General features: G+C 58.7%; 22 protein-coding genes. 12 read left to right on the top strand and 10 right to left on the bottom strand.

Annotated elements, in window-relative coordinates:
• Positions 1-29 precede the first annotated feature (29 nt).
• Both I6J23_RS05810 and I6J23_RS05815 read left to right on the top strand, forming a co-directional pair.
• On the top strand, positions 30-884 hold the full coding sequence (locus tag I6J23_RS05810; RefSeq protein ID WP_204581277.1) for a bifunctional methylenetetrahydrofolate dehydrogenase/methenyltetrahydrofolate cyclohydrolase: 855 nt from the start codon (positions 30-32) through the stop codon (positions 882-884).
• Entirely contained in the window at positions 884-1,276 is a 393-nt protein-coding gene (locus I6J23_RS05815; RefSeq protein WP_204581278.1) for a DUF3017 domain-containing protein, read from the top strand. The genes I6J23_RS05810 and I6J23_RS05815 overlap by 1 nt, the downstream gene beginning before the upstream one ends.
• A gap of 29 nt (positions 1,277-1,305) precedes the next feature.
• On the opposite strand, the gene I6J23_RS05820 is transcribed toward I6J23_RS05815, so the two are convergent.
• Positions 1,306-2,829, bottom strand: a complete 1,524-nt coding sequence (locus I6J23_RS05820) for a glycoside hydrolase family 5 protein (RefSeq protein ID WP_239454841.1) — start codon at positions 2,827-2,829, stop codon at positions 1,306-1,308.
• Between the two features lie 416 nt (positions 2,830-3,245).
• Between I6J23_RS05820 and I6J23_RS05825 the strand changes: the two genes are divergently transcribed.
• Complete coding sequence (locus tag I6J23_RS05825) at positions 3,246-3,761, top strand: GNAT family N-acetyltransferase (RefSeq protein ID WP_204581279.1); 516 nt, start codon at positions 3,246-3,248, stop codon at positions 3,759-3,761.
• 27 nt (positions 3,762-3,788) lie between these two features.
• The gene (locus I6J23_RS05830) at positions 3,789-5,147 is read left to right on the top strand and encodes a glutaminase (RefSeq protein ID WP_204581280.1); all 1,359 of its coding nucleotides are present in this window, start codon (positions 3,789-3,791) and stop codon (positions 5,145-5,147) included.
• A gap of 6 nt (positions 5,148-5,153) precedes the next feature.
• Here I6J23_RS05830 and I6J23_RS05835 read toward each other — a convergent pair whose 3' ends face one another.
• From I6J23_RS05835 to I6J23_RS05845, 3 genes are read right to left on the bottom strand one after another with little or no spacing between them, the layout of a single operon-like run.
• Entirely contained in the window at positions 5,154-6,092 is a 939-nt protein-coding gene (locus tag I6J23_RS05835) for a metal ABC transporter permease (protein WP_204581281.1), read from the bottom strand.
• The gene (locus tag I6J23_RS05840) at positions 6,089-6,820 is read right to left on the bottom strand and encodes a metal ABC transporter ATP-binding protein (protein WP_204581282.1); all 732 of its coding nucleotides are present in this window, start codon (positions 6,818-6,820) and stop codon (positions 6,089-6,091) included. Before I6J23_RS05840 ends, I6J23_RS05835 begins: the two co-directional genes overlap by 4 nt.
• Complete coding sequence (locus tag I6J23_RS05845) at positions 6,820-7,833, bottom strand: metal ABC transporter substrate-binding protein (RefSeq protein WP_204581283.1); 1,014 nt, start codon at positions 7,831-7,833, stop codon at positions 6,820-6,822. The genes I6J23_RS05840 and I6J23_RS05845 overlap by 1 nt, the downstream gene beginning before the upstream one ends.
• Positions 7,834-8,117: 284 nt before the next feature.
• On the opposite strand from I6J23_RS05845, the gene I6J23_RS05850 reads away from it, so the two are divergent.
• Together I6J23_RS05850 and I6J23_RS05855 are read left to right on the top strand one after the other, a co-directional pair.
• On the top strand, positions 8,118-8,909 hold the full coding sequence (locus I6J23_RS05850; RefSeq protein ID WP_204581284.1) for a metal-dependent transcriptional regulator: 792 nt from the start codon (positions 8,118-8,120) through the stop codon (positions 8,907-8,909).
• A 363-nt stretch (positions 8,910-9,272) separates the two neighbouring features.
• The gene (locus I6J23_RS05855; protein ID WP_204581285.1) at positions 9,273-10,148 is read left to right on the top strand and encodes a YsnF/AvaK domain-containing protein; all 876 of its coding nucleotides are present in this window, start codon (positions 9,273-9,275) and stop codon (positions 10,146-10,148) included.
• A 514-nt stretch (positions 10,149-10,662) separates the two neighbouring features.
• Here the strand turns inward: I6J23_RS05855 and metX are convergent.
• Positions 10,663-11,916 carry a homoserine O-acetyltransferase MetX gene (metX, locus tag I6J23_RS05860; RefSeq protein WP_412523805.1) on the bottom strand — a complete coding sequence of 418 codons (1,254 nt, stop codon included), beginning with the start codon at positions 11,914-11,916 and terminating at the stop codon, positions 10,663-10,665.
• Positions 11,917-12,074: 158 nt separating this feature from the next.
• Positions 12,075-13,391, bottom strand: coding sequence for an O-acetylhomoserine/O-acetylserine sulfhydrylase (locus I6J23_RS05865; RefSeq protein WP_046202686.1), 1,317 nt, complete (start codon positions 13,389-13,391; stop codon positions 12,075-12,077).
• Between the two features lie 529 nt (positions 13,392-13,920).
• Between I6J23_RS05865 and I6J23_RS05870 the strand changes: the two genes are divergently transcribed.
• Positions 13,921-14,337, top strand: coding sequence for a hypothetical protein (locus I6J23_RS05870; protein ID WP_204581286.1), 417 nt, complete (start codon positions 13,921-13,923; stop codon positions 14,335-14,337).
• Between the two features lie 653 nt (positions 14,338-14,990).
• On the top strand, positions 14,991-16,481 hold the full coding sequence (aspA, locus tag I6J23_RS05875; protein WP_239455039.1) for an aspartate ammonia-lyase: 1,491 nt from the start codon (positions 14,991-14,993) through the stop codon (positions 16,479-16,481).
• 138 nt (positions 16,482-16,619) lie between these two features.
• Here the strand turns inward: aspA and I6J23_RS05880 are convergent, their stop codons facing one another.
• Both I6J23_RS05880 and I6J23_RS05885 read right to left on the bottom strand, forming a co-directional pair.
• Positions 16,620-18,836, bottom strand: coding sequence for an NADP-dependent isocitrate dehydrogenase (locus I6J23_RS05880; RefSeq protein WP_204581288.1), 2,217 nt, complete (start codon positions 18,834-18,836; stop codon positions 16,620-16,622).
• Positions 18,837-19,162: 326 nt separating this feature from the next.
• Positions 19,163-19,729: a TetR/AcrR family transcriptional regulator gene (locus tag I6J23_RS05885; protein WP_204581289.1), complete on the bottom strand. Its 567-nt coding sequence runs from the start codon at positions 19,727-19,729 to the stop codon at positions 19,163-19,165.
• Between the two features lie 287 nt (positions 19,730-20,016).
• On the opposite strand from I6J23_RS05885, the gene I6J23_RS05890 reads away from it, so the two are divergent.
• A complete protein-coding gene (locus I6J23_RS05890) occupies positions 20,017-20,268 on the top strand; it encodes a hypothetical protein (protein WP_204581290.1) in 252 nt (83 codons plus the stop codon).
• Positions 20,252-21,148, top strand: coding sequence for an ABC transporter permease (locus I6J23_RS05895; protein ID WP_204581291.1), 897 nt, complete (start codon positions 20,252-20,254; stop codon positions 21,146-21,148). The genes I6J23_RS05890 and I6J23_RS05895 overlap by 17 nt, the downstream gene beginning before the upstream one ends.
• Here the strand turns inward: I6J23_RS05895 and I6J23_RS05900 are convergent.
• Together I6J23_RS05900 and I6J23_RS05905 are read right to left on the bottom strand one after the other, a co-directional pair.
• Positions 21,092-21,778, bottom strand: coding sequence for a DNA-3-methyladenine glycosylase (locus tag I6J23_RS05900; RefSeq protein WP_204581292.1), 687 nt, complete (start codon positions 21,776-21,778; stop codon positions 21,092-21,094). The two genes, I6J23_RS05895 and I6J23_RS05900, sit on opposite strands and share 57 nt — an antisense overlap.
• 13 nt (positions 21,779-21,791) lie before the next feature.
• Positions 21,792-23,060 (bottom strand): low temperature requirement protein A, encoded by a 1,269-nt coding sequence (locus I6J23_RS05905; protein ID WP_239454843.1) that lies wholly within the window; start codon positions 23,058-23,060, stop codon positions 21,792-21,794.
• A 1,211-nt stretch (positions 23,061-24,271) separates the two neighbouring features.
• On the opposite strand from I6J23_RS05905, the gene I6J23_RS05910 reads away from it, so the two are divergent.
• The gene (locus tag I6J23_RS05910; RefSeq protein WP_412845032.1) at positions 24,272-25,504 is read left to right on the top strand and encodes an MFS transporter; all 1,233 of its coding nucleotides are present in this window, start codon (positions 24,272-24,274) and stop codon (positions 25,502-25,504) included.
• A gap of 144 nt (positions 25,505-25,648) precedes the next feature.
• Positions 25,649-26,734 (top strand): exodeoxyribonuclease III, encoded by a 1,086-nt coding sequence (locus I6J23_RS05915; RefSeq protein ID WP_239455040.1) that lies wholly within the window; start codon positions 25,649-25,651, stop codon positions 26,732-26,734.
• Positions 26,735-26,790: the final 56 nt, after the last annotated feature.

Below are 26,790 nucleotides of genomic sequence, written 5' to 3' on the forward strand. Positions count from 1 at the left end.
AGAATAAGAGGGTTCGTTATACTGTCGGCATGGCTTCTTCGCTTGATGGACGTTTGTACCGCTCGGAGATTATCGAGGATCTCACCCGTCGTGTTGCAGCATTAAAAGACACTGGTTACCAGCCGGGTTTAGGCACAGTACTGGTTGGTGATGATCCCGGCAGCCAAGCGTACGTCCGCATGAAGCACAAGGACTGCGAGCAGATCGGTATTCGTTCCATTCGGAAGGACCTCCCGTCGGACATTTCCCAGGAGGACCTCTCCGCTGTTATTGAGGAACTTAATGCCGATGACGCCTGCACAGGCTATATTGTGCAGCTGCCTTTGCCGAAGCACCTTGATGAAAACTCCGTGTTGGAGCAGATTGACCCCGAGAAAGACGCCGATGGACTGCACCCGGTGAACTTGGGGAAGCTGGTATTGAATGAGCCGGCCCCGTTGCCGTGTACACCCAACGGGTGTATTCATTTGTTGCGACGTTTCGGTGTGGAGCTGAATGGCGCGAAAGTCGTCATCATCGGCAGGGGAATTACCGTCGGCCGACCGCTCGGGTTGATGCTGACCCGCCGAAGTGAGAACAGCACGGTGACCTTGTGCCACACCGGGACGAAAGATGTGGCGGCCGAGACCCGTGCGGCCGACGTCGTTATTGCCGCGGCTGGTAAACCGCATATGCTGACCGCGGACATGATTAAACCCGGTGCGGCCGTGTTGGATGTGGGTGTCTCTCGTGTTGACGGCAAGCTGACTGGCGATGTTGCGCCCGACGTGTGGGAAAAAGCAGCATGGGTGAGCCCGAACCCCGGGGGCGTCGGGCCTATGACCCGCTCGTTCTTGATGGCGAATGTGGTGGAACGTGGTGAGCGCTTGGCGGGGATAGCTTAATGAGTAGCACTGCGAAGCCGCCCATTCCCGACGCATACGTGAAGTGGGGGGACCATCTGCGGGGAACCACCCGGCAGAAGTCAATGTTGTCGAACCCGCATGACGGGGATTTTGTCTCCCGCATCCCGTTGGTGTACCAGCGTATCGCGGTGGCCGTATTCGTGGTGGGGATGTCTGTTGCTGCGCTCTTCGTCGCGTTCGAGCACTGGCGTCGGGGGTCGCTTGTGATGGGGGCCAGCATGGTGTGGCTGGCCATCACCCGGGCGACGTGCGATTCGGAAACGCTCGGCGTTCTCTCCGTCCGGTCGCGTCGCTTTGACGTTGCTTTTTGTTTTGGAGTGGGCCTGGTGGTGCTGTACTTGGCGGTGTCGATGGACGCAATGGCCGGGTAGCCCGCCCGCGCCCCTCGGCCTCGAAACACCTATTTCGGCGTGACCGTGATCCGCACGTTCTTGTCGTGCGCCGTGACATGCACCGTCGTGCCGTCCTTGGCGACCTCAGCCGTTCCACCGTCAACATTGATGGCGAATCCGTTGGGGTAGTTCACGGTGGGAACGACGATCTCGCTGGTGATGTCGCTATCGAACGTTCCCTTGCCGTCCACGCGGTCCGTCGTCCAGCTGGCGGTATAGGTTTTTGCCTTTGGATCCCAGTTTGTTGACGTTGGCGTTCCGGCAGCTGCACGTAGGTGCGGCGCCGCAACAATGGCGAGCTTGTCCTTGTTGACGGCGTCGGCAGTGACGGGTCCACCAACGGTGGGATCGGCGACGATGCCTTGTTCTTTTTGGTTCTGGGTGGTCGGGTCGTCACACCCACAGTAGGACCAGTATTGCCATCCGGTGAGGTGCTGTCGGGCGAGACCTGTCACGCCGAGCAGGGTATCAGCGTCGTCGGTCGCTCCGAATTCGGAGAGCAGTGTTGCTGAATTGTTAGCCGCGGACACCTTGTCGGCATTGTTGAAGGTGATGCCATCGGGGATGGTGCATCCCGTGTATGTGCCAGCGAGAGCGTTGGTGGGACAGTACACGTGCCAACTGAGCGCGGTTCCCGCCGATGCCGGGACGCGCGGCGCGGTTGGGCGGGTGTTGAAGCCCATATTCCATATGGAGTAGGGCTCGTAATGAACAATTGCGTGGGGGTCGGCGGCGGTGATGGAATCAGCGGCTTTTTGGTGAAGCGCGTCGAGGTGCTGGGTTGCCGCTCCACAATTGCCGAGGGCGAGGTAGCACAGGGGGTAAGCGCTGCCGGGCCACGGTTCATTCATGATGTCGTACCCCATCATGCCTGGTAGTGAGCCCATTTTTTCGGCGACGTGCTTCCACATGGCGGCATAGCGTTCTTGCAGGCCAACGCCGCCGGGGCCGGGCTTGTTGGTGAGGAAGTTGTCGTATGCCCGAATCAACCCGATATTGACCGCTTGGTTAGTCGGGAAGCCAACTTTCAGCAGGCTCGGCAGACCGTCGTCGATAACTGCCCAATCAGGGGCGAATTCGCCTTCGAACTTTTCGTTGTACATGTCCTGGTGGGCGTCGATAAGGGTCATGATGCCGCGTTTGCTCAGCATCGTGACGGTGTTGGCGATGGAGTCCAGGTATGCGTCGTCGTACTGTCCCGGCTCAGGTTCGACGGCTTTCCAAATGATGCCCAGACGGACGGAGTCAAAACCTTCTTTGGCAAGCCAGTCAGCGTCGTCCTCGTTGAAGCCGCCGGCTTCGGCTGTGTATGGCGGGTGTTTGTACACCATGTTAACGCCCTGAGTGAGGATCGCCCGGCCGCTGCCATCGGTATACCATCTACCACTTTGTCCGATGTGTCCTCGGGCAGTGATGGAGGCCGGTTCCTTTTGGCTTCCGGCCAGGGCTGTGCGTGGTAGCAAGGTCATTGCCGACGCGACCAGCATGGCGGCTGCGATGATGGCGAACAATGCGCGACTATGTGTTGCCACCAACCCACGGGTGCGTGTTGCAAATGTTATGTGGGTATGTGGCACGGGGGAGCTGCTCGGGCGGGGGAGTGCACCCGGGGAATGAGTTTTCATAGTTGTTATCGTACTGGGCGCGAGTGTGTTTTGGTGCACCAGAATGTGGGTAGTGGAAGGGTTCGCCAGCGGGCGTTAGGGTGGGGTCACTGTATCAAGGTTGAATTCGCTCAAAGCCGACGCAAAAGCCGGCGACATGATCGTTGTTGTGCGGTAGTCGGGCCGCGTGGGGCCGGCCCCGCAAGGAATCGACCCGCGTGGAATTAGCCCGCGTGGGATTAGCCTGCGTGGGATTAGCCTGCGTGAATCGGCCCGCGTGGGATTAGCCTGCGTGAATCGACCCGCGTGGAGAGGGCTTAATTTATGAGGAGGTTAAAGGAAGAATGGCAGGGATTGCCCGCGGTGACGAGGACGTAACCCTCCGGCGTGCGCAAGAGGAGGATCGGGATTTCCTTATCCGGATGAATCACTTGACGGAGACGTGGGGAGATGAGGACGCTGCCGAGGAGCGAGACTTTTCCGAATCCGACCGTCACTACGTCGGCAAGTGGACTCCTGACCAGGGCGGAGTAATTGCGCTTTGTGGCGATGAGCCGATTGGCGCGGCATGGCTGCGTACGTTTGTCGCCGATGATCCGGGGACCGGCTTTGTGGAAGATAAGTATCCGGAGGTGGCGATCGCATTGGCGCCAGGCCACACCGGCGGTGGGCTTGGCCGTCGTTTGTTGAGCGCGGCGCTGGATCAGGCGCGGGATGATGGGCGGCCGGGGGTGAGTCTATGTGTAGAAAAAGGTAACGACCGCGCCCAGGCGTTGTATGAGAAACTGGGTTTTCGCTACGTGACGACGAGGGAGTCTGAGGGTAGTACGTACACGGTGATGGTTCACACCTTTGAATGATCGTATGAATGATCGGAGCAAAACTCTATGAAATCCATGGTCACTGATTATTTGGACGAAGTTCTCGAGGACGTTCGCCCGGGTGATCGGGGTGCTCCCGCGAGCTATATTCCAGAACTAGCCAACGTTGACCCCGAAAGATTCGGTGTCAGCTTGGCGACGATCGACGGTAAGGTGTACGGCTCGGGTGATACCGAGACCGAGTTCACCATCCAGTCGATCGCGAAGCCATTTGTGTATGCGCTTGCCCTGGAAGACCGTGGTTTTCGTGATGTGTTGAAGCGTGTCAGCGTGGAACCATCCGGTGAGGCGTTTAACGAGGTGTCCCTGGACGAGGAAGGTCGCCCGCTTAACCCGATGATTAATGCGGGCGCGCTGACGACGCACTCCTTAGTAGGTGGGGACGATTGGACCCAGGGGCAGCGCCTGCAGAGGATCATCGATGGGTTGTCGGCTTTCGCTGGCCGTCGGCTGCAGGTTGACGAGCGGGTGTGCGGCTCGGAGCTGGACCACGCTCACCGGAACTTGTCTATCGCCCACATGCTCCGCAGCTACGACATATTCCCCCAGGATCCGCGGGTGATCGTGGAGGGATACACGCGGTCGTGCTCTCTTCTGGTTTCGACGCGGGACCTGGCGATTATGGCCGCGACCTTGGCGAACAAGGGCATGAACCCGATCACCGGCGAGAAGGTGGTTTCGGGTCGCGTGGTCCGCCAGGTCTTGAGCGTCATGACGACGTGCGGCATGTATGACGCGGCAGGGGACTGGGTGACCCAGGTCGGCATCCCGGCTAAGTCGGGCGTCGCTGGTGGTCTGATCGGCGCGTTGCCTGGCCAGATCGGGGTGGCGACGTTTTCGCCTCGGCTGGATGAACACGGGAATAGTGTGCGCGGCGTCCGACTTTTTGAGCGGATGTCTCGGGACATGGGAATCCACCTCATGGAGGTTCCGCCGTCGGTGCAGACGGTGATTCGGAACACGACGGTGCTGGTCCAGGACCTGACTGATGACGAAAAGTCGCAGGGGATGAAGCCGCAGAAGATTAAGGTCTACTCGATTCAGGGGAGTTTGCGTTTTGCGGGTGCGGAGAAGATCGTGCGTGAGTTCTCTAGCACGATGATTAAAGAGCCGGCTGTGGCCTTAGATTTGACTGATGTTCACGCGTTGGACGCGGTCGCGCGGCGCATGATTCTGGAGGTCGCGCGTCGTTTAACTCTGGATGGCAAGCGCGTGTATCTGATCGATCCGGCCGATGTCATTCCGAAACCTGATCCGGGTGATGGTGGGCAGGTCATTGTTGTCCAGGACCGCGCGGAGCTCAGAGCTCACCAGCCTGAGAAACGTAAGAAGGCGAAGAAAGGAAAGAAGAAAAAGAACACATAGCTGACGTCAAGCCTGTGGGGTACGTTCCGGTGGCACGCTCTGTTGTTTCGACGCGTTCTGGTGAGTCCGGTGCCGTACACGCGATACCCAGTGCTTTGTCGCAAACACGACCATGAATGTGCAGCCCTGAACGACGACGATCATGCCTCCGCTGGATACGTCGGTCCAGTAGCTGATCAGTAAGCCTGTCATGGCGGTCACCCAGCTAATGACTGGTGTCCAGATGAGAGTGCTACGCATGCGCGCGAAGATGAGAAGGCTTATTGCACCCGGTGTGATCAGCATGGCGACAACGAGGATCACACCGACTGCCTGCATCGACGCCACAATGACGAGCGCGAGCATAGTCAGCATGAATCCGCGCATAAGTGTGGGATTGATGCCGAGCGATCGGGCATTGATCGCGTCGAAACTCCAGAGAGTAATGTCGCGGCGTTTAATCAGTACAAGTGCCGACGCTAGTAACGCGATGACGACAACTTGGATGAGAGCGGATTGTCGTACACCCAGGAGATTTCCGAAGAGGATGGAGTGTAGGTCGGTTGTCGATGGCGTCATGGAAATGAGCACCAGGCCGAACGCGAAAAATGTGGTGAAGACAATGCCGATGGCGGTGTCGTCCTTCAGGTTCGTTTTTCCGCGGATGGTTCCGATGAGGCCGACGGTGAGCAGTGCGGCGATCAGCGCGCCGATGGAAAATGGGATGCCCAAGATATAGGAGATGACGACGCCGGGAAGAACGGCGTGAGAGATCGCGTCGCCTAAGAGCGACCATCCGAGCAAGATTATCCAGGCGGAGAGAAGTCCGGTGCACAGTGCTGTCACAGACGTGACGATGACAGCGCGCTGCATAAAGCTATAGGTGAATGGTTCGATAAAAGCTGTTGCGAGTGATGCGTGGATCGGTGCGCCAGGGAACGCGCCGGTTAACGCAAAGGTGCTCATTCTGTGTCGCCGTCCTTCCTCATGTCCTCCATCAGCGCGGTGCCCAACAGAACGCTGGGCGAGGCGGCGAAGAGAGTGTCATCTGGGGCCCCGTCGCTAATGATTGTTTTTTGTAGGACAACGATCCGATCCATCGAGCGGAGCGTACCGAGGTGGTGCGTCGAGAGCAGGATGAGGGCGCCACGATCGCGCCGGGCGGTCAGGACTCGGAACAGCACTTCTTCGGTGTCCTGATCAACGCCGGCGAAGGGCTCGTCCAAGATAAGAATGGGAGCCTGGGTGGCGAGTGCACGAGCGATGAAAACGCGCTTCTTCTGACCCCCAGAAAGCTGTCGGATGGAGCGGGTGGCGTAGGCGGTCATTCCTACGCTGGCTAGGGCTTCGTCGGCAGTGGCTTTGTCGTCGCGAGTGGGGTGTCGGAATGCGGTGAGGACAACGTCACGCACGGTCATGGGGAAGTCCCAGTTCACGGCCTCTGTTTGCGGCATGTAGGTGATGCGTCCGTCGACGTTCATGGTGCCCGTGGTGGGGCGCAGTTGGCCGGTGATGGCGTTGAAAAGCGTGGATTTGCCCGCACCATTCGCCCCGATGATCGCGGTCATGGTTCCGGGGAAGAACGACGCAGTCACGTCGCGCAGTGCGATCACTGGCTCTCCGGAGTTGTGCGTGTAGGTAACCCCGAGCTTATCGACGCTAACCAGGGGTTCTTGCGGTGTTCTGTCCTGCATTAGCTGGTGAGTCCTTTGCTGATGGTGTCGGCGTCGTACCGGATGAGATCTAAATACGTAGGGACGGGGCCATCTTGATCAGATAGTGAATCGACGTAGAGGATGCCACCGTCCTTCGCCCCGGTGGCGCGGACGATTTGTTCGCGGGGGCCGGAGTCAACGGTCGATTCGCAGAACACAGCGGGAACCTGGTGTTCGCGCACGAACTCTTCGGTGTCCTTCATGCGTTGAGGTGTGGCTTCGGTTTCTGCGTTGACGGGCCAGATGTAGTGCTCGGTGAGTCCCGCGTCTTTGGCGAGGTAGGAGAACGCCCCTTCGCAGGTCACAAGCGCACGTTTGTCCTTGGGGACGGTTTCGAGGTCGGCGCGGAGGTCGTTGCCAATGGTGTCCAGCTTGGCGGAGTATTTCTTCGCGTTGTCGTTGTAGTCGTCTTTGTGGTCGGGATCGATGTCCCCTAGGGCCTTCGCGATGGTGCTTGCGTACTTTTTAACGTTGGTGGGGCTCATCCAGGCATGGGGGTTGTCTTCGCCGCTGGCTTCACCATCGGTGATCGGGAGGGGCTCAATCCCATCCGTGGCGACGACGCGTTTGGCGTCGGAATTGCTGGTGAGCTTGTCCAGCCAATGCTCTAGCCCGAGACCGTTGGCGATAATGAGATCTGCTTTTGCTGCCGATTTGAGGTCCGACGGTGTGGGGTCGTATCCGTGAATTTCGGTGCCCGGCTTGGTCAGTGAATTGACGTTGACGTGGTCTCCGGCGACGTTCCGGGCAATGTCGGCCAAAACCGTGAACGTTGCTAAAACGTCTTTCTTCCCGTTGTCATCGTCGGAGAGTGCGCTACAGCCGCTGGCAGTTAGTCCGACGACGAGTGCGGTCGCGAGGGTGGAGAAGATTTTTGCGTGTCGACGTGGGTGTGCGTATGAACGTGGGTGTTTGGCCGCGGTGGATCGTGTGCTGGTTGATCGGGTGCGTGGAATGTGCGTCGGGGAGGAAAGGCCGAGTGAGGGAGCCATGTGAATCCTTACGGTCAGTTGTCAGTTGGTGGTCGTCGGTTGGTAATTGTCGGTTGTTGGGGATTGGGAACCTGATGGATTGCCTGTTTATCAGGTGTTTAGTGGGAGATATCGTGTGAAGATGCCAACCCCCTGAACAAAAAATTCATCACGGTCATTCTAAAAGTTCAATGCAATGTATTTTAAACTGGGGGGAATCTTATGTACATCCGCCGAGTGTGTCAAGGACACTTAGCGTGATTACCCCTAGCTTGATGTGCTGGTCTCCTAATACGATGAGGGGCATGCACGTTTCTGATTTGCCGGACCGTACTCAGGATTACCTGAAGGTGATTTACGACCTGGGCGAGTGGAACTCGGGGCCGGTCACGTCGACGCGGATCGGCGACGTCCTGGGGCAGAAAGCGTCGACGGTGTCAGAAGCATTGAAGAGGCTGGTGCAGCAGGGGCTTATCGTTCATGAGGCGTACAAGCCCATTGAGCTCTCTTCAACTGGCCGCCCGTTGGCGTTGCAAATGGTGCGACGACACCGGTTATTGGAGATGTATCTGTGCGAGTACGTCGGCTATAGCTGGGATGAAGTCCATGACGAGGCCGAGCACCTTGAACACGCGGTATCGGACACATTTGTTGAGCGCATCGCGGCCCTAATGGGCAATCCCACCAGCGATCCGCATGGTGATCCCATTCCGGACAAAGAGGGCAATGTTGCCGAGACTGATCCTGGCTTGCCGCTAGATACAGCTCAAGAAGGCGATGTCGTTCGTATCGTGCGCATTGCTGACCGTGACTCCGGTCTTTTGCGTTACTTAGCGACGAAGGGAATTGTCCCGGGGGTCAACGTCGCTGTCTTGCCACGTCCCTATGGGGGGATGATGAACATCCAGCTGGTGCCTGAGGGGGAGGGTACCTCCGGCGCGGCTCGCGCAGCTCGCCAGACCGGTGCGGCTCGTGAGACCGGCGCGACCGGCGCAAAAAATTTCGTGGAGAAAACTTTCGCGCCAGCGGGTACCGAAAACGGGGTTGGTATAGCAAGTATCAGCGCGGCGTCGGCGAGGGATATCAGGGTCAAATAGACGATGAGGTGCAGCCCCCGTCGGCAAGCCTTCTACAGGGGGACACAAGAAAATCCGTTAATTGTTACTTGATCGTTACGTAGACCTTATAATCGCAGGTCGAGAACTTTTAAGGTTAGTTTAAAAGCTGCAGATAAGTAGTAAAACCACCCCTTTTGTCGCGATATGGTAGCGGAGCTGAGATAAGCCAACTAGTGTGAGGTGTGTTCGGTACGCGAAAGCGTTCAGGCAACCTAACGTAGTTGTGCGGACACACGCTTGATGCTTCACCGTACGGTGGCGTCCATCGGGCAGTGTTCTTTCTACGTTGTTTAAACAGTGTTATTAAATTTTTTTGTGTAACAATCAGTAAAGGAGATTTACGTGGCTGATCAGAAGTTCATTCAGGCAGTTCTCGAGTCCACCGCTTTCGACAAAAATGGCGACAAGGTCGGCAAAGTTGGCCAGCTTTTCGTCGACAGCAATAGCGGTGAGCCGACGTTCGTTGCCGTGAACACCGGACTCTTTGGTCGCAACAGTTCCCTAGTTCCCCTGGCAGGTGCCAAGCTGAACAACGAGGAACTGCATGTTGCTCACACGAAGGATGAGATCTCGGACGCTCCGAACATCTCCGACACCGACGAAGGCTTGGAGCCTGAGGAAGAGGAGCGCCTCTACAAGCACTACGGTCTGACCACTCAGGACTCCGCACAGACCACCGATCGTGGAAACGCTGCTCAGGCCGGAACCGCCGCTGGTACCGGTGCTGCCGCTGGAACAGCTGCTGGCACGGCCGGTCGCCGTGAAGAGTCTGCGAAGACAACATCCGCTGATACCAAGAAGACCTCCGCGGACACGAGCGGAAAGAAAGCTGCTACCGCTGACGACGGCTCCGTGATCCGTTCCGAAGAGCAGCTGAACGTTAACAAGGAGAAGGTTGCTTCCGGCCGTGCTCGCCTGCGCAAGTACGTCGTCGAGGACACCGAGACCGTTGAGGTCCCCGTTAGCCGCGAAGAGGTCAAGGTTGAGCGCGAGAAGCTCTCGCCGGAGGAAGCCAAGAAGCTGGGCAACGCCCGTATTGGCGAAGAGAACGCCGACGTTGTGCTTCACGAGGAGCAGGTCAACGTAGACAAAGAGACCGTACCGGTGGAGAAGGTCAACCTGAACAAGGAGACCGTCACCGACAAGCAGAAGGTTTCCGAGGACCTCAAGAAGGAACGCGTCGAGTTCCAGGACGAGACCAAGGACGGCAAGAAGTAGTCCTGGGCCTACGAGCACCATGGCCCTGTAAGTCCATGAGTCCTTGAGTCCGTGGGGGCTCACGAGACTCCAGTGTGGAGCCATATTCACGGGACTCGGGGGATTGGTTCCCCTTCACAAGTGGCCTTAAGGCGTGCCTACCAGTGCGGTGGGCACGCCTTTTGCTTTGTCTGGGACCGTGTGCTGGTGTTTGACCCTGTTTTGTGTTTTGTTTTGTGTTCTTACCTCGGTCTGAGGGGTTCCTCTGTGGCTCCCAGGTGGTGTGTGGCTGCCCGGGGTTTTGTGCCTGCGGGTTGGAAAACTGCGGGGGTATATCTGGGTCAACACTGAGAACTGCGGGGGAATATGGTCAATTTTTGGCGATTTTTCGCCCATATCCCCCCGCAGTTCTCTATCCCAGGCGTGACAACTCCTAGCCGTGTCCCGCTAACTTTCCCCAATCGCCCATCTCTCACCGTTCCTCGCGGTTCTCACCACTGTCTCCTGCCCGGCCCCCACGTCCCATCACGATCTCTCATCGTTCCCTGTGGCCGTCGTCGCGACGCTCCCTTCGGTTTCTGTCATCGGAAACCTTGCTAAGGAATTTTTCGACAATCCGCCGGGTCTGTAGCGTCTCGGTGAGGAAGCCGTCGTGCCCGGTCGGTGTGGTGATTTTTGACAGGCCAATGAAGTTACCAAGGTTGCGCGACAGGTGTTCTTGCTGGTGAAACGGGTAGAGGATGTCAGAATCGACGCCGACAACCATGATCGGGACGGTGCATTCGCCGAGGACGGCGTTCATGCCGCCGCGCCCGCGTCCGATGTCGTGGCGGTTGAGCGCGTCGGTGAGGATCACGTAGCTTCCGGCGTCGAACCGCGCGGCAAGCTTGGAAGCCTGCGAATCCAGGTAGCTTTCGATGGAAAAGCGCTGGTCACGGGACCGGTAGGGGCCGTACGGGTCTTCGTTGCGCTGCGGGTCGGCGCCGAATCGCTCGTCGAGCTCAAGCTCACCCCGATAAGTTAGGTGTGCAATGCGACGCGCCTGGCCGATTCCGTGAGTGGGCGCGCGCCCGGTGCCGTAATAGTCGCCGCCCTGCCAATCGGGGTCGGCCTCGATGAACCGGATTTGCGCAGACTGAATGCCGATTTGCCACGCGCTCGCTCGGGCGGAAACCGCGATAACCAGTGCCGACGCGACCACGTCGGGGAACATGATGCACCATTCCAGGGCCCGCGCCCCGCCCATCGATGCGCCGACGACGGCGTGAAGCCGCCGGATGCCGAGTTGTTCCAGCGCGCAGTGTTCGGCGTCGACCATGTCCCGCATGGATAGGGCCGGGAAGCGCGACCCCCACGGTGCTCCATCAGGACTTATCGACGACGGGCCCGTGCTGCCATTGCAGCCTCCCAGGACATTCGTGCAAAGGATGAGGTAGCGGTCTGTGTCGAAGCCGAGGCCTGGGCCGATGAGCCCTTGCCACCATTCGGCGGCGTTGCCATCGCCCGTGAGAGCATGCTCGATGAGGATTATCGGGCGGTCGAGAGGGTTTGGGAGAGGGGTGGCGTCTGGCGTTAGATCGGGCGCGTCGGCTGCATCGCTGGTGTCGGGCGCGACGTCGCCTGGTGCTATGTCCGGTGTGGCGTTGGTCGGGGTTGTGTAAAAAGCGTAGATGCGGAGTGACGCACCAGGTAGTGGCACACCAGCCTCCGTCACCCATGGGTCGTCGGCCGGTGAGAAAGGCACGTCGACGTACTGCCCATTGGGCGGAAGCTCTACCTGTTCGGCCACGGCCGACACCTCCTTATTGTCTGGCGCGCCCCACCCCGCACAACACACGGGTGTACGAAACACAACCAAAGGGCCGGCCATCGTTGCGCGGCCAGCCCTTCGTCGGCAAGAAGATTAACCCGGAGAAGATTAACCTCAAAGAAAATTAGCCTAGAAGATTAAACCTGCTCAAAGGCCTGTTTGAGGTCGTTGATGATGTCGTCGATGTCCTCGATGCCGACGGAGAGTCGGATGGTCGACTCGTTGATTCCCGCGGCACGCAGCGCCGGCTCATCGGACTGGGAGTGCGTGGTCGAGGCCGGGTGGACAACCAGCGACCGCACGTCGCCCACATTGGCCAGGTCCGAGTGCAGTTTCAAGGCATCGATGAACTTCCATGCCGTGTCGCGCCCGCCATCGATGTCGAATGAGAACACCGAGCCCGGGTATTTCAGCCCCAGCTTCTCCTTGACCGAATACCATGGCGAACTCTTCAGCCCAGGGAAGTTAACCTTCGTGACCTTCGGATTGCTTTCCAGATATTCAGCGACTTTCTGCGCATTTTCGTTATGTTTTGCGATGCGCAGAGATAAGGTATCCAACCCTTGGGCCGTGACCCACGCGTTAAACGGCGATGGCGTCGCACCCGTATCGCGGAGCAACCCCGCGCGAGCCTTCAACCCGAACGCCACATTCCCCAGGTCCGCGTACTTCAACCCGTGGTAGGCGGGATCCGGCTCGACAAAATCGGGGAACAGCGGCTTGCCGTCGCGCTCGACCGTCCAATCGAACTTTCCGCCGTCGATCAGCACACCACCAAGCCCGGACCCGTTGCCGGTGTAAAACTTCGTCAACGACGCCACAACAACGTCGGCACCGAGCTCCAAAGGACGAACAGCAGCCGCCGTCGCCACAGTATTGTCGACAATCAACGGTACGGAATGCTTATGAGCAACCTCCGCGATCGCGGGAATGTCCAGGATATCGGCCTGCGGGTTCGCGAACGTCTCGCCATAAAACGCCACCGTGTTGTCCTTCGCGGCCGCGTCCCACGACTGCGGATCGTCCGGATCCTCCACGAACGTGACCTCAATCCCGAGCCGACGGAACGTGTGCGCCAACAGCGTCTCCGTGCCGCCGTACAAGCGCGGCGACGACACAATATGCGACCCTGACCTCGCGATATTCAGGAACGCCGCCGTCTCCGCCGCCTGGCCGGATGCGAAGAGGACCGCATGCGTTCCACCCTCAAGGGAAGCCAACCTATTTTCGACGGCGGCCACCGTCGGATTTGTCAGGCGCGAGTAAATCGGGCCCTCGTCCTCCAGGCCGAAGCGCTGTTTGGCGTGCTCGGCGGAGTCGAAAACGTATGAGGACGTGAGGTAAATGGGGAGGTTTCGTGAGCTTGTCTCACTATCGACGGGCTGGCCGGCGTGGATGGCGCGGGTCTCGAAGCCCCACTGGTCGGCGTTGCTGTTGTCGTACTTGGTTGTCATGGTGTTTCCTCGTGATTCGTTGTGTTGGTTTTGTGTGGTGGTTTTGTTGCCGCCGAGCTTGTGTGGCCGTCGGTTCTCGGGGCGTTTGCCCCAAACGTTTTCCTGCCTTCCGAGGCGGCGTAACCGCTTGTAGAAAAGGGTGCGGTCGTGCCCGGCGGTGAGCTCTTTCGAACTCGTAAAACGAGATTAATGTACTGCTCGGTCTAGTGCAAACCGCTCTGTCTATTTTGCGCATATACACGCAGGTGAGAGCTATGAAAAAATCTAGACCAAGCGGTATGTAGATTGTGTGCTGTACGACGTTTTCCTTCATGTTCAGTGGGATGGGAATCTTACGTTGGTGATGCTCACGCGTTGACCGATTCGGCTAGCCAGATGTTGTCGCGCGGGCTTTGCGCCCGCGCGCTGGAAAACTGTGGGGGTATATCAGGGTCGGTTGTGAAAACTGTACGGGTGTCGCTATTTCGTCGACGAGGCGGACTCGTTTGAGGTTCGGGCCGAGCGCAGGCGGGCGAGGACTCCGCTCCAGGTGTCGTCGGTGGGTTTTGATGCGTCGGCGGGTCGTGGTCTGGCAGTCAGTCCATCGGCGCGCTTCGATCCTGCGTCAATCGAGACAGTTCTTTTCGACGACGTCACGCCGGGCCTGCGCCTGCTGACTTTGGAGCTCACGCTGGTGACCGCCGTGACATCGGCATTCCGCGGGGCTGTGTGGTGGCCGACCCCGCCCATTCCCGGCCTGCCACTGGGGATCGTGAGAGCGGTTCAGGTTGCCGACGTTGCTGGGGTTTGTTCGGGCGGGGGTCAACCGGAGGTCCGTGGGCGCGGTGTATCTGTGACAGGGCAGCGAACACCAAGATGCAAACCGGGGAACGCCATATTCGCTATCCGTGATGCGAGAGCCATCCACCCCCGTTTGGGCTCGGAATCAAATATCTCTTCCCGCTAGCTGTGGGGAGCGGCTATTCTTGGTTGCAGAGCGAGTTCCCGCTGGCAAGGCAGTGAAACAAGATGGTACCCCGCTAAGAAAAGGGGTCGATGAAGTGGCCTTATGTCGGCGGGAACTTGTTTATGATGCCACCCTCGCGACCCGAGGGATCGAGGCATCCGCCCCGAAGATAGTGGGGCGTCGGCCCCTCCAACCGTGGGGCTGTAATAAACACCCTGCTACAAAGTGGGGTAATAACCCGTCGTTGAGGTAGATCATCCTCGACGTGTCTCAAGTGAACATTCGCTCGAGGCAAAGGTAGCCTGATGACACTCACGCAAGTGATCAGTAACTGATTAGTAATGTGAGGGTGCGCGAATGGATTGTCGGCACTCGGGGGAGAGCTTCCGCATCGAGGGGGAATAAGCCAGGTCAACGCGCTGCCCACCCATGCAGCATGTTGTTACACCGATGACAGATCGAGGTTTACAGTGTCCGAGCAACCCGCATCCCGGCCCTCCGACAATCAGGGCAACGAACCAACTGATCAACACAACGAGGTATCGCCGACGGTGGCCTCATCGGAATCCGCCGACCACTACACTTCGTCGTCCGAAGCCTGGGACGTCCCGGTAGCCGCGCCGGGGTCGTCGTCGGAAAGAATCGGGGTCGTCATGACCTCGACGGACATCATTACGTCGGCGGAAACGCACTCCCAGCGGGCGAAGAGTGCGCAGAGTTTTCGTGAGGAAACCGATCTGCTGGGCACTCTGCAGGTCCCTGCCGACGCCTACTACGGTGTGCACACGCTGCGCGCGGTCGACAATTTCCAGATTTCGCGGACGAACATCAACCACGTTCCGGAGCTCATTCGCGGCATGGTGATGGTCAAGAAAGCCGCCGCCATCGCGAACCGCGAAGTCCATGCTCTGCCAGCTAAAAAGGCGGAGGCGATTATTTGGGCTTGCGACCAAATTCTCGACAAACACCGCGGGATGGATCAGTTTCCTATCGACGTGTTCCAGGGTGGCGCGGGCACGTCGGTGAATATGAACACGAATGAGGTTATTGCGAATTTCGCGCTCGAATATTTGGGGGAGCCGAAGGGCAATTACGACGTTATTAATCCAAACGACGACGTCAATATGTCCCAATCGACGAATGACGCTTACCCAACCGGTTTCCGTTTAGGTTTACACTTCGCGATTGAACAATTGGCTAACCATGTCGACGCCCTGGAACGCGCATTCCTGGCCAAAGGAAATGAATTCAACGACGTCATGAAAATGGGGCGGACGCAATTGCAAGATGCCGTCCCCATGTCATTAGGACAAGAATTCCGCGCGCTTGGAAACAACTTGGCTGAAGAGCGCAGTCAGCTGGAACGTGCCCAGAGCCAGTTGCGTGAAATGAACATGGGCGCTACGGCCATCGGCACCGGCCTGAACACCCCTGCGGGGTATCAAGCAGCGGTGATCCGCGCACTAAGCACTGTGTCCGGTCTGGATATTAAGCCTGCACGTGACCTCATCGAGGCGACCAGCGACACGGGCGCGTATGTCAATGCACATTCGGCTGTCAAACGTCTGGCAATGAAACTATCGAAGATTTGCAATGATTTGCGTCTTCTATCGTCGGGGCCGCGCGCAGGATTAAACGAAATTAATCTCCCAGAACGCCAGGCGGGTTCGTCGATTATGCCGGCGAAGGTTAACCCGGTTATTCCGGAAGTCGTTAATCAAATTTGTTTCAAAGTCTTTGGAAACGACGTCACCGTCGCGATGGCTGCGGAAGCCGGACAATTGCAGTTGAACGTGATGGAACCGGTGATCGCGCAATGTGCGTTCGAATCGGTGCGGTTCCTCGTGCGAGCCTGCACGACGCTGCGCACCCGCTGCGTCATCGGAATCACCGCTAACGACGACGTTTGCCGCCGGTACGTCGACAATTCGATCGGAATTATCACCTATCTGAACCCGCTGATCGGCCACCACTGGGGCGATGTGATTGGTAAAGAAGCGGCTCGGACGGGCCGATCCGTGCGCGACCTCGTCCTGGAGAAAGGGCTGCTGGATAAGGACACCCTTGACGACGTCCTCAGCCATCACAACCTACTGAACCCCAGCTTCCACGGAAAGCTGTACAACGGGGACGAGGAAGACTGACAGTGCGCTCGACATAGGTGCGCCAAAAACTGAGAACGCGCTGAAGACTGGAGATACGCTGAAGGCGGGGGCCGCGGACTTGCCGCCACCTCCGCCCTACTCACCGAAACCTACCGGTGCGGATCCCCGCCTAAGCCCCTACTGGTGCAAATCGTCAATGATCGTGTTGAACGTCTTCGACGGCCGCATTACCGCGTTCACCTTGTCATCCGACGGCCAGTAGTAGCCGCCCAAGTCGACCTCGGAGCCCTGCACAGAGAGCAGCTCCTCCGCGATCTGATCCTTCTTCTCGTCGAGAGCGTCGGCAATCGGCTTGAATGCAGCAGCCAAATCGGCATCGTCGGTCTGCTGAGCCAACGCCTTCGCCCACCCCAACGCGAGGTAGAAGTGCGAGCCGCGGTTATCGATCTCGTTAACCTTACGCGACGGAGAATGCCCCTCTTCCAGCACACTCTCGGTGGCCTTATCCAGCGCATCGGCAAGAATCCCGGCGCGATCGTTCCCGTCCTTACGGGCGAAGAAGCGGAACGACTCCGCCAGGGCAAGGAACTCACCCAGCGAGTCCCAACGCAGGTGGTTTTCCTCCTGCAACTGCTGCACGTGCTTCGGTGCAGATCCGCCCGCGCCGGTCTCGAAGAGCCCGCCACCAGCGATCAAGGGAACAACAGACAGCATCTTTGCCGACGTGCTCAGTTCCATGATGGGGAAGAGGTCGGTCAAGTAATCGCGCAGCACGTTGCCGGTGACCGAAATGGTGTCCTCGCCCTTGCGGATGCGATCGATCGAGTACTTCGTGGCGGACACGGGATCCATGATCTGGATGTCCAGATCATCGGTGTCCTCGTCCTTCAGGTATTCTTCGACCTTTGCCCGCACGTTGTTGTCATGTGCGCGCTCTGGGTCGAGCCAGAAGACGGCCGGCATTCCCGACAGGCGTGCACGCTCAACAGCCAGGCTGACCCAGTTGCGCACCGGAATATCCTTCGTCTGGCAGGCACGCCAGATGTCGTTGGCCTCAACATCGTGCTCCATGAGCACGGTGCCGGATTTGTCGACGACCTGCACCTTGCCGTCGGTCGGCATGACGAACGTTTTGTCGTGTGAACCGTATTCTTCTGCCTTTTGAGCCATCAGCCCGACGTTCGGCACCGTGCCCATTGTCGTCGGATCGAAAGCGCCGTTATCACGGCAATCGTCAATAACTGCCTGGTAAACACCGGCATATGACGAATCTGGAATGACTGCCAGAGTATCTTGTTCTTTATCATCGGCGTTCCACATGTGGCCCGAGGTGCGGATCATCGCGGGCATGGAGGCGTCGATAATGACGTCCGACGGGACGTGAAGGTTCGTGATGCCCTTGTGAGAATTCACCATCGCTAGAGCAGCATTGTCCTTGAGGGCCTGATCGAACGCGTCCTTAATCTCGTCCCCATGTTCGAGACCTGACAGACCTTCAAGGATGGCCCCTAACCCGTTTTCGCCATTGAGCCCGGCTGCCAGCAGTTCCTCGCCGTATTGGTCGAAAACATCATGGAAGTATGCGCGGACCACATGACCGAAGATCACGGGATCCGATACCTTCATCATGGTTGCCTTCAGGTGGACGGAGAACAGTACGCCCTCTGCTTTTGCGCGACTGACCTGAGCGCGGAGGAACGTGTCCAGGGCCTTCGCGCTCAACACTGTGCCGTCGACAATTTCGCCCTTCAGAACGGGGAGGGATTCCTTAAGGACGGTGGTTTCGCCATTAGGGGCGACCAACTGAATCCGTAGCTCGTCGTCGTTTTCAAGGACAACTGACTGCTCGTTGTGCCGGAAATCATCCGACTCCATTGTCGACACATTGGTCTTTGAGTCTTTGCTCCATTCACCCATCGTGTGTGGGTGCTTGCGAGCGAAGTTCTTCACGGCCTTCGGGGCACGGCGGTCCGAGTTTCCTTCACGCAAAACGGGGTTAACAGCGGAGCCCTTGACTGAGTCGTAGCGGGCGCGGGCATCGCGTTCCTTGTCTGTCGACGGTTCCTCGGGGTAATCCGGAAGATCGTAGCCAGCGGCCTGAAGCTCCTTAATCGTCGCCTTCAGCTGCGGTACCGACGCCGAAATGTTTGGCAGCTTCACAATATTTGCGTCCGGAGTCTTTGCCAGTGCACCCAGTTCTGCCAGCGCATCATTGACCCGCTGGTCCTCCGGCAGCACATCATTGAACGCCGCCAACGTGCGCGCCGCCAATGAAATATCCCGGGTTTCGACGTCGACACCGGCGGTTGACGCAAACGCTTCCACCACTGGCTTCAACGAATACGTTGCCATCAAAGGCGCTTCATCGGTACGGGTGTAGATAATTGTTCCCATGGTGGGGCAAAACTCCCTTACTCGCTAAATATTGTTCAGGATTATGCGGGCTGTGCGTGCCGAGGCCGGTGTCCGGGTTAGAACGCCGCCGGAGGTGTGCAGATATAGCGTTTATCTGCGGATTCGGGCGTGCCGTCGTCACCTAGACAGGGCCTGGGTAGCAAAGCTATCAACATAGTGGATAGTTCCTTTTTCTAGAGTACGTGACGACGATACAAATGCGACTCTACGATGCGGAGCACCCCCACAGACGGGGCAGCGATACGCTCGTCGGGAAATAGGGAAGTGACGGTTGGTCCCCGCAGCTGGGGCTGGAGAGGGGAACGCTACGGCGCTATTCCCCGCGCAAAGGTATCGAGTAGCCAAGTTGAAACGCCGGGTTCGAGTTTCTCCACCATCTCCGGGAGGGGTCTACTAAGAAGGCCAATCCCCATCTGTAATCGTGCTGTGGTGATCTCCGGGCGAACCAGTCCAGCGTTCTTAGCGCGATCCAAGATAGGCTCCACCTGGGAAAAAGCCTCTTTGCGGAGCGCTTTGATCCGGCCATGAAGCTCGGGAGACACATTGATGCTTTCGGCCATTTTTGCTGCCAGTGTGCCGATTTGTAAGCCGTAGTCGTCGGCAATGAAATCTGACCACGTGCCGGCCGGGTCTTCATCCCAGGACGGCGCATCAACATAGCGATTACATACCGACGTCAGCCGGGCCAACATTTCTTCGCCGACACCTATAAAGAGATCGTCGCGCGTGGGGAAGTGCCGGTAGAGAGTGGCGATTCCGACTCCAGCGTCCTGGGCGATGGATCGCAGTGAAATGTCTGGACCGTAGGTGGCAAAACCTTGCCACGCAGCGTCGATGATGGCGGCACGGCTGGCAGTCGCGTCTGCACGCACGATGTTTCTCCTAGTGGTGGGGTCTCAGTGAGTGAAACCGTTGATGAGGCCACATTCTGTCACGTCGGGCACGTTTGCACCAAAATAAACGGAGCGCTATGCTCCATTTGTATACGGAGCGGAATGTTCCGTTTATTTGGGCGAGGCCTACAGGTAGTACCTACTGGTCATGCCTACTAGTTAGCCACAGTCATCCACGTCAACGGCCACGTCGTACCGCGAAATACAAGCGGAAAACGACGACAGCCGCGTTGCACGGCAAAACACATTGGAAAAGGGGAGACCTTATGGCAAGTAACAGCGGTTCCACGGAGGTGACCACCAAGAGCACCCGGGCCACCGAACGCGCCACTGATCACACCACGAACGAGGCATCTAACAACGCCACGAACCAGACGCCTAACAGCACAAATCAGGCGCCGGAGACCACGTCGAAAACCACTGAGCATACGTCGAGTGGAAAAGTAATGGGCATTGTGCTCGGCCTCGCCGCCATCGTCACGCTCATGCTGTTGTCCTTTTTTGGGACCGGCAGCTAATTCTGGCGCGAAAGACCTGCCTCTTGCCGTCAGCGGGCCAGATCAGGCGGTTACCCAGCTCACTCAAAACATGGAGAGCAACCAGCCGGGGGTCTTTGAGATCAAGCATGTTGACGATGCCAAACAGGCCGTTCACGACCGCGAGGCCATCGGAGGCATCGCTCTGGGGCAGCCGACAGCCGGGCCGAACGGCACCCCTGTTCCCACCGCCGAGGTGATTACGGCGACGGGTGCCGGAACCACCTATCTCCAGGTCATGAATGGGGTCACTCAAGCGCTCACGACGCAAGGCGCCCAGGTCACCACGACAGATGTGGCTCCGCCAGCATCCGGCGACGAACACGGCACCGCCTTCGCCACCCTGGCTCTCCCGATGGCGTTCGGCGGCATGATCTCAGCGGTCATCTTGTCTACCCAGGTCCACGGAGGACGCGCACGTCGATTCCTCGCCTCCGGGGCATTCGCCATCATCGCTGGATTCATTTTGGCGGCTGTGATGCGCTTCGGCTTCGACGTCGTCGGCGGAAATTATTGGGAAGTGGCCGGAACGTTATCGCTGGCCGTCGCCGGGGTGTCGATGTTCGTCCTCGGCATGGAGTCTAAGTTCGGCTACGCGGGATTAGGCATCGGCGCTGTGGTTGTTATGTTCGTGTCGAACCCGCTATCCGGAATGCAAACAGGCCCCACATGGCTGCCTTCACCGTGGGGAGCGATTGGACAATTTCTCCCGCTAGGTGCGGCCGGTTCAGCGCTGCGATCCGTCGGATTCTTTGACGGCGCAGGGTGGGGCATCCACGGCCTCGTGCTCACCTGTTGGGCTTTGTTAGGAATAGCGCTCGCTGGGTGGTCTGCGTGGACGGCCGCGAGGCGGAGTCACTGAACGATCGCCAGGAATCCAAAATCGTAGCGGTGCCTCTTTGTTCTTCGAGATCCCGATCCGCGGGCCCGTGACATAAGGAACAATGTCGTCCTCAGCGCGGGCACGGCTCAGCCGCAGCTCCGGAGCTTCGGGATTATCGACGTCGGCCACGTGCGGGCCGATATCCACCTGTGCTTCGCGGTCTGTTCTTCCGGCATCATCCACGATGATGGGCATCCCGTCGAGATGAAGATCTAACCCCAGCGCGGATCCCACATTCCCCGGCCCGCGGGCGAGTCCATCGTCCTCGGGCCGGTCTCCTCGTCGAGATCGAACGACGTCATAACCATCAATCACACGCCCGGCCCGCAGCAAAAGTCCCGACGCCACGCCTTCGGGGCAACACACCACATTGCCCGCCCGATGAATGCCGTAGCTGGCATAAACGTAAAGATGCAGCGGTGGGCCGAACATCGTCGCGCAGCGTGGCGTCGGACCCCGAGAAGCATGTGACGCGGGATCGGCTTCCCCTAAGTACGCCTCGACCTCAGTAATCATCAGCGCTACCGGGCCGCGACGAAGTGTCGACCCCAAGACGTACGGTGCGACGGTGTCCGCGGGGTGGGAAAACAAGTCCGGCGGAAATCCCACCGATAACACCTCCTCAGCTCCGGGCCTCGTTGACTTTGTTGGTCTCGTGTTCGGCGACTTCTTGTTTGTCGGCCTTGCGCTCATGGTCCGTGTCATCCTCGCCATCGACCGGGTTGCACACCAACACAACGACCATCGCCACGATGACCACGGCCACCCCAGCGATGGGCACCGGTACCCACGTGGAAGCGACCGTCACTACCGCACCGATCGGAATTACGGTGCGCACGATTCGCGGAGTCCCAGGGTACGCGACCGCCCAAATCGCGAGAATGAAAACAGCCACCGGCACAGTCACCGTCAGTGACACAGCGACATAGGAAAGCTCCGACGAGCCGGTCACATAGTCCACGAGCGCCTCGATCCCCGCTGAGAACGCGCCGGCAGAGGCGAAAATCAGGTAGTGTGCATAACCCCACCGGACAGACAACAGAATCGACGAGTTCGATAACCGCTCCGTATGCCGCGGATAAAAGTAGATCCACCAAATACCCGCGCTGATCACGATGGTCATGATCGACACATCGATCAGCTGGCCAATGTGCTCACCCTCATCAAGCGCCTCGATAATCGCATTGGCCGACCCCAGCAGCGACTCACCTAAAACAATGATGGTGAACAGGCCGTACCGTTCCGCAATGTGCTCCCGGTGCCACGGCGTCCCACCCGTGACCTCGGCGACCAGAGGAACCGACAGTTCCACGAGGACGAAAACCACGAATATCCACAGGGGAATGTGTCCCGACGTGACCACCGCCGCGATCACCCACAACACCTGCGCCGACAAAATACCGATGGCGTACGTCAACGCAGAACGGCCTTCCCGCCCCTTAGCGCGTGAAGCGCGAAGCCACTGGGCTCCCATGGCAACGCGCATAATGACATAGCCAATGGCCATGATGCTGAAATTACGGTCTTCAAACACGTCGCTGATCCCCGCGGTGAGAACCAGCACGCCCGCCATCTGCACGAACGTGCTTAAGCGGTAGAGCCAGTCGTCGCTATCGAAACTGGTGGCAAACCAGGTGAAGTTCATCCACGCCCACCAAATGGTGAAGAACACCATGAGATATAGGCCAATGCCCTTGCCCGCGTGGCCTTCGGTGAGGGCATGGTGCAACTGCACGCCAGCCGTCGATACGGCAACGACGAAGACCAGGTCGAAGAAGAGCTCCAGAACGGTCGCAGCGCGATGGGGTTGCTCAGGATCACGCGGGCGCATCGGGGTGAGGTAAAAGCGGGGGCGTCGAGTGTCCTGTGTTCGCACGTCAGATGAGCTCACTGGAGGTCCTTCTGTTAGTGAGGGGGCGGCCGCATTGGGGGCGTCGGGATGACAGCGTGATGAAGGCGCGAGGTCGTGCCTAAATGCAGAGTCAAGATTACCTGTCGGTCCCGACAAAACCGGACACGGCTTCCCTCACAGAGACGGACGACGTCGGTCGGGCCATAAAGTCGGACAAAGCCGAGCCAGCCGACCCGTCGCGGCTGCAGCTGAGATACTTCGCCCAGGAGAGCTGAAATTACCCCGTCTCGAAGCTCGACAAAGTAAAACGAATCACACTCCGCACGGGAATGTAATGAATTGTGCAGGGGAAAATGCCCATTTCGCATTGCACGATGGCACACGTATGTGCAAATGTAGGCAACTCGAACGCGACCACAAGGAAACCTCCGGAGACATGAGAATGTGTCGCTTCGCCCGTCAATTCCGTCAATTCCGCGTCCGCATAACCCCCTGATTTCGACCGAACTAATACCGACGCAAGACCGATAAATTCACGTTTACACCGACTACATCGACACACGATCACGAGTACATGACGCACCGACGTCAAGAGAAGAGGAAGTGTGATGCCTGTGGGGAGCCTCATCCGTAGAGCCGTCGACGTTTTTCGCGACTATATGGACGCAGACAACTACATCATTGCGCCACGCGCATTGACCGAGCCTGTTGCTACGGGAGATGCCCATGCGCCGGAGGGCATGGAGGCGTCCGACGAGCGTGAATCGGGGCGTGAATTTGGCGACGCGTCGGGGGCTCCTCAAGAGCCGTACGCAACGCTGGTCCACCAGTCGCTGAGTATCGACATCGATGACCACCCGCAGGCCCACGGCAACGGATACTCCCTTGACGACGCAGGTGACGACGAGCACGGCGCTGCCACGCACGGCACCGCAGAGGACAAAGCCGCCCGCAAGGCTGCGAAAGCGCAGCAGCGTCGCGATAACCGCGCCCGCCGCGCTCAGGCGCGCAAAGAGGTCGTGGCAAAGAGCACGCAGGCATCCAAGAAGGCCGTTGCAAAGAGCACGCAGGCGTCGAAGAAAGCAGTCGCGAAAACTGCCCACTCGTCACGTGCCGCTGCAGCAAAGACGGCGCACACCTCTCGGGCCGTCGCGGCGAAAACCGCGCACACGTCCCGCGCTGCTGCTGTAAAAACTGGTCAGGCGTCACGGCACGCGTATAACAGCAGCAAGCAGGTCGTCGTGGAGCGCATGCCGGAGCGCAAACCGATCCCGCGACAAACCGAAATGGGATCACGACGTGCCCTTTTCGCTCTGATTGCGCTCTCCATCGGAGGGTTCGGCATCGGCACCACCGAGTTCGTCTCCATGGGGTTATTGAAGTACATCGGCGCCGACTATGGCATTTCCGACGGCGCCGCCGGACGTATCGTTACCGCCTACGCGATGGGCGTTGTCGTCGGCGCGCCGCTGATCACCGCTCTGACCGGCAAAATCCCCCGTCGAAGGCTCCTCCTCTTATTGATGGGGGCATTCACCGTCGGCAATGGTTTGAGTGTTTTCGCGCCGAACTATCCCTTCCTGATAACAGCCCGGTTTATCGCCGGGATCCCGCATGGTGCTTTCTTCGGAGTGTCCTCGCTGGTTGCGGTGTCCCTGTCCAAACCTGGTAAGCGAGGCCAAGCAATCGCCATTGTGAACCTGGGGTTGCCTATCGCCACGTTGATTGGTGTTCCACTTGCACAGGCGATCGGCCAGTCCATGAGCTGGCATTATGCCTATGCCATGGTGTCCTTGATCGGGTTAGCCACCTTGGTCTCTATTTGGATCGCGCTACCGCACATGACGCTCATGTTGACGACCAACCCGTTGACCGAGCTCAGTGCGCTCATTAAGCCACAGGTTTTGCTCACATTGCTCATGGGCACCGTCGGATTTGGTGGCATGTTCGCCGTCTACACCTACATATCGTGGACGATGACGGAAGTTGCTGGGCTGCCGGCAAGCCTCATGTGGATCGTGTTGATGTCTTATGGCGTCGGCATGATTATCGGCACCTGGTTCGGCGGAAAGCTGGTGGACTACAACCCGGAGCGTGGAATTTTCTTCTCGCTCATCGTCATGATGGTGATTTTGACCGCGTTCTTCTTCACCTCCCACAACCCGTGGCTCGGCACCATCAACTTCGCGCTGATCGGAATGTCAGGATCGCTACTCACCCCGAACCTGCAGTCCCGACTCATGGACACGGCCGGTGAGGCGCAAACCCTCGCGTCAGCGCTTAACCAATCTGCCTTGAACCTGGCGAATGCCGGGGGCGCGGTCGTCGGCGGCTGGGTCGTGTCCGCCGGCTTCGGTTACTCCAGTGGCGGGCTGGCCGGAGCCCTCATGGCGTTGCTGTCGATGATTGTCTGGGCTCCCACCGCGCTGGTTCGTCGGCGAGCAACAGCATCAGTGCAGCCCGTCAAGGCTCCAGCCAGCTAAAATGCCAGCCAGCTAAGACGCTAGTTACATCGGGCACAAAGGTGCGTAAGAGTGGTCTCATAATTGTCGACGCCTATCGTTCATGCGGCTGATTGCCCCGGTGTCGCATGCCCAGATGAAGCCAAGCCCAGCGCATCCGCTACGATGTCCGACATGTCTCCCCACAGTGCGCCAATAAAACCCAATGATGACAACACCCCCGGGCATCGTAATTCGTTTGCCGCGTCCGCCGGATCGTTTGCCGACGCGTCGCTGACTGTCGCGTCGATTAACGTGAATGGCATTCGCGCAGCGGTCAAGCACCGATCGGAAGAGAACCGTGGCTTCCATGAGTGGTTGGCACACGCCAACGTGGACGTTGTGCTCCTACAAGAGGTGCGGGCATCGGAAAAACAGGCTGAGAATGCTCTCCAACCGGCCCTCGACGACGGATGGTCGCTCACCGTGGCGCCGGCAGCAAGTCGGGGCCGCGCCGGGGTGGGGATTTTGTCGACATACCCCGTGGACGACGTCGAGATTGGGATTCCCGATTTTGAAGACGCAGGCCGCTGGATCGAAGGAACAATTCACGCGGGTGGAGATTTAGGGGATGTCCGCCTGGCATCTCTGTATCTCCCGAGCGGCGGGTGGAACGAAAAGCAGGACGAAAAATACGCGTATCTGGACTCTCTCGCTCCCGTGCTGGAGCACCGGGCAAAACAGTACGACAAGATGCTCGTCGCGGGTGATTGGAACATTTGTCACCGGCGTGAGGATCTGAAGAGCTGGAAAGGCAACCGCAAAAAAGCGGGGTTTTTGCCTGATGAGCGCGCATTCATGGACTCCATATTCGGTCCGGGGCCAGGTGCGACGGTTTCGGAGATTAACGATGCCACCGAGGCGCCACGAGGCGTGACGCTGAGTGACGGCCGCCGGCAGGGGAACGCGGGCGCGATTGGTGATTTCTTCGCGTCGAAGGACTATAAACCGTCCGCGGCGAGCCTGCGGGGGCCGGCGTCGGATCCGAAATGGATCGATGTTCAACGCTCATTCCACGAGAACGAAGAAGGCCCGTATAGCTGGTACACCTGGCGCGGGCAGGCTTTTGACACGGGTGCTGGGTGGCGTATTGACGTTCATGCAGCGACACGGAGTTTGGCTGAGCGGGCGGTCGCTGCCCGCACGGATGTCGCGGATACGTATGATCTTCGCTGGTCGGACCATTCGCCCGTTGTCGTCGGTTTTCAATAAAAATATGTATGTCACGCGCCCGGTATCAAACGTGTCTGATGGCCGGTTGTAGAAAC

The sequence above is a fragment of the Corynebacterium kroppenstedtii genome (genome assembly GCF_016894245.1).
Classification (GTDB): Bacteria; Actinomycetota; Actinomycetes; order Mycobacteriales; family Mycobacteriaceae; genus Corynebacterium.

Excerpts from the sequence above, each read along its gene's own strand:
- I6J23_RS05810 (WP_204581277.1), top strand. The coding sequence starts at position 30 with ATGGCTTCTTCGCTTGATGGACGTTTGTACCGCTCGGAGATTATCGAG.
- I6J23_RS05815 (WP_204581278.1), top strand. The coding sequence starts at position 884 with ATGAGTAGCACTGCGAAGCCGCCCATTCCCGACGCATACGTGAAGTGG.
- I6J23_RS05825 (WP_204581279.1), top strand. The coding sequence starts at position 3,246 with ATGGCAGGGATTGCCCGCGGTGACGAGGACGTAACCCTCCGGCGTGCG.
- I6J23_RS05830 (WP_204581280.1), top strand. The coding sequence starts at position 3,789 with ATGAAATCCATGGTCACTGATTATTTGGACGAAGTTCTCGAGGACGTT.
- I6J23_RS05835 (WP_204581281.1), bottom strand. The coding sequence starts at position 6,092 with ATGAGCACCTTTGCGTTAACCGGCGCGTTCCCTGGCGCACCGATCCAC.
- I6J23_RS05840 (WP_204581282.1), bottom strand. The coding sequence starts at position 6,820 with ATGCAGGACAGAACACCGCAAGAACCCCTGGTTAGCGTCGATAAGCTC.
- I6J23_RS05845 (WP_204581283.1), bottom strand. The coding sequence starts at position 7,833 with ATGGCTCCCTCACTCGGCCTTTCCTCCCCGACGCACATTCCACGCACC.
- I6J23_RS05850 (WP_204581284.1), top strand. The coding sequence starts at position 8,118 with ATGCACGTTTCTGATTTGCCGGACCGTACTCAGGATTACCTGAAGGTG.
- I6J23_RS05865 (WP_046202686.1), bottom strand. The coding sequence starts at position 13,391 with ATGACAACCAAGTACGACAACAGCAACGCCGACCAGTGGGGCTTCGAG.
- aspA (WP_239455039.1), top strand. The coding sequence starts at position 14,991 with ATGACCTCGACGGACATCATTACGTCGGCGGAAACGCACTCCCAGCGG.
- I6J23_RS05880 (WP_204581288.1), bottom strand. The coding sequence starts at position 18,836 with ATGGGAACAATTATCTACACCCGTACCGATGAAGCGCCTTTGATGGCA.
- I6J23_RS05890 (WP_204581290.1), top strand. The coding sequence starts at position 20,017 with ATGGCAAGTAACAGCGGTTCCACGGAGGTGACCACCAAGAGCACCCGG.
- I6J23_RS05910 (WP_412845032.1), top strand. The coding sequence starts at position 24,272 with ATGCCGGAGCGCAAACCGATCCCGCGACAAACCGAAATGGGATCACGA.
- I6J23_RS05915 (WP_239455040.1), top strand. The coding sequence starts at position 25,649 with ATGTCCGACATGTCTCCCCACAGTGCGCCAATAAAACCCAATGATGAC.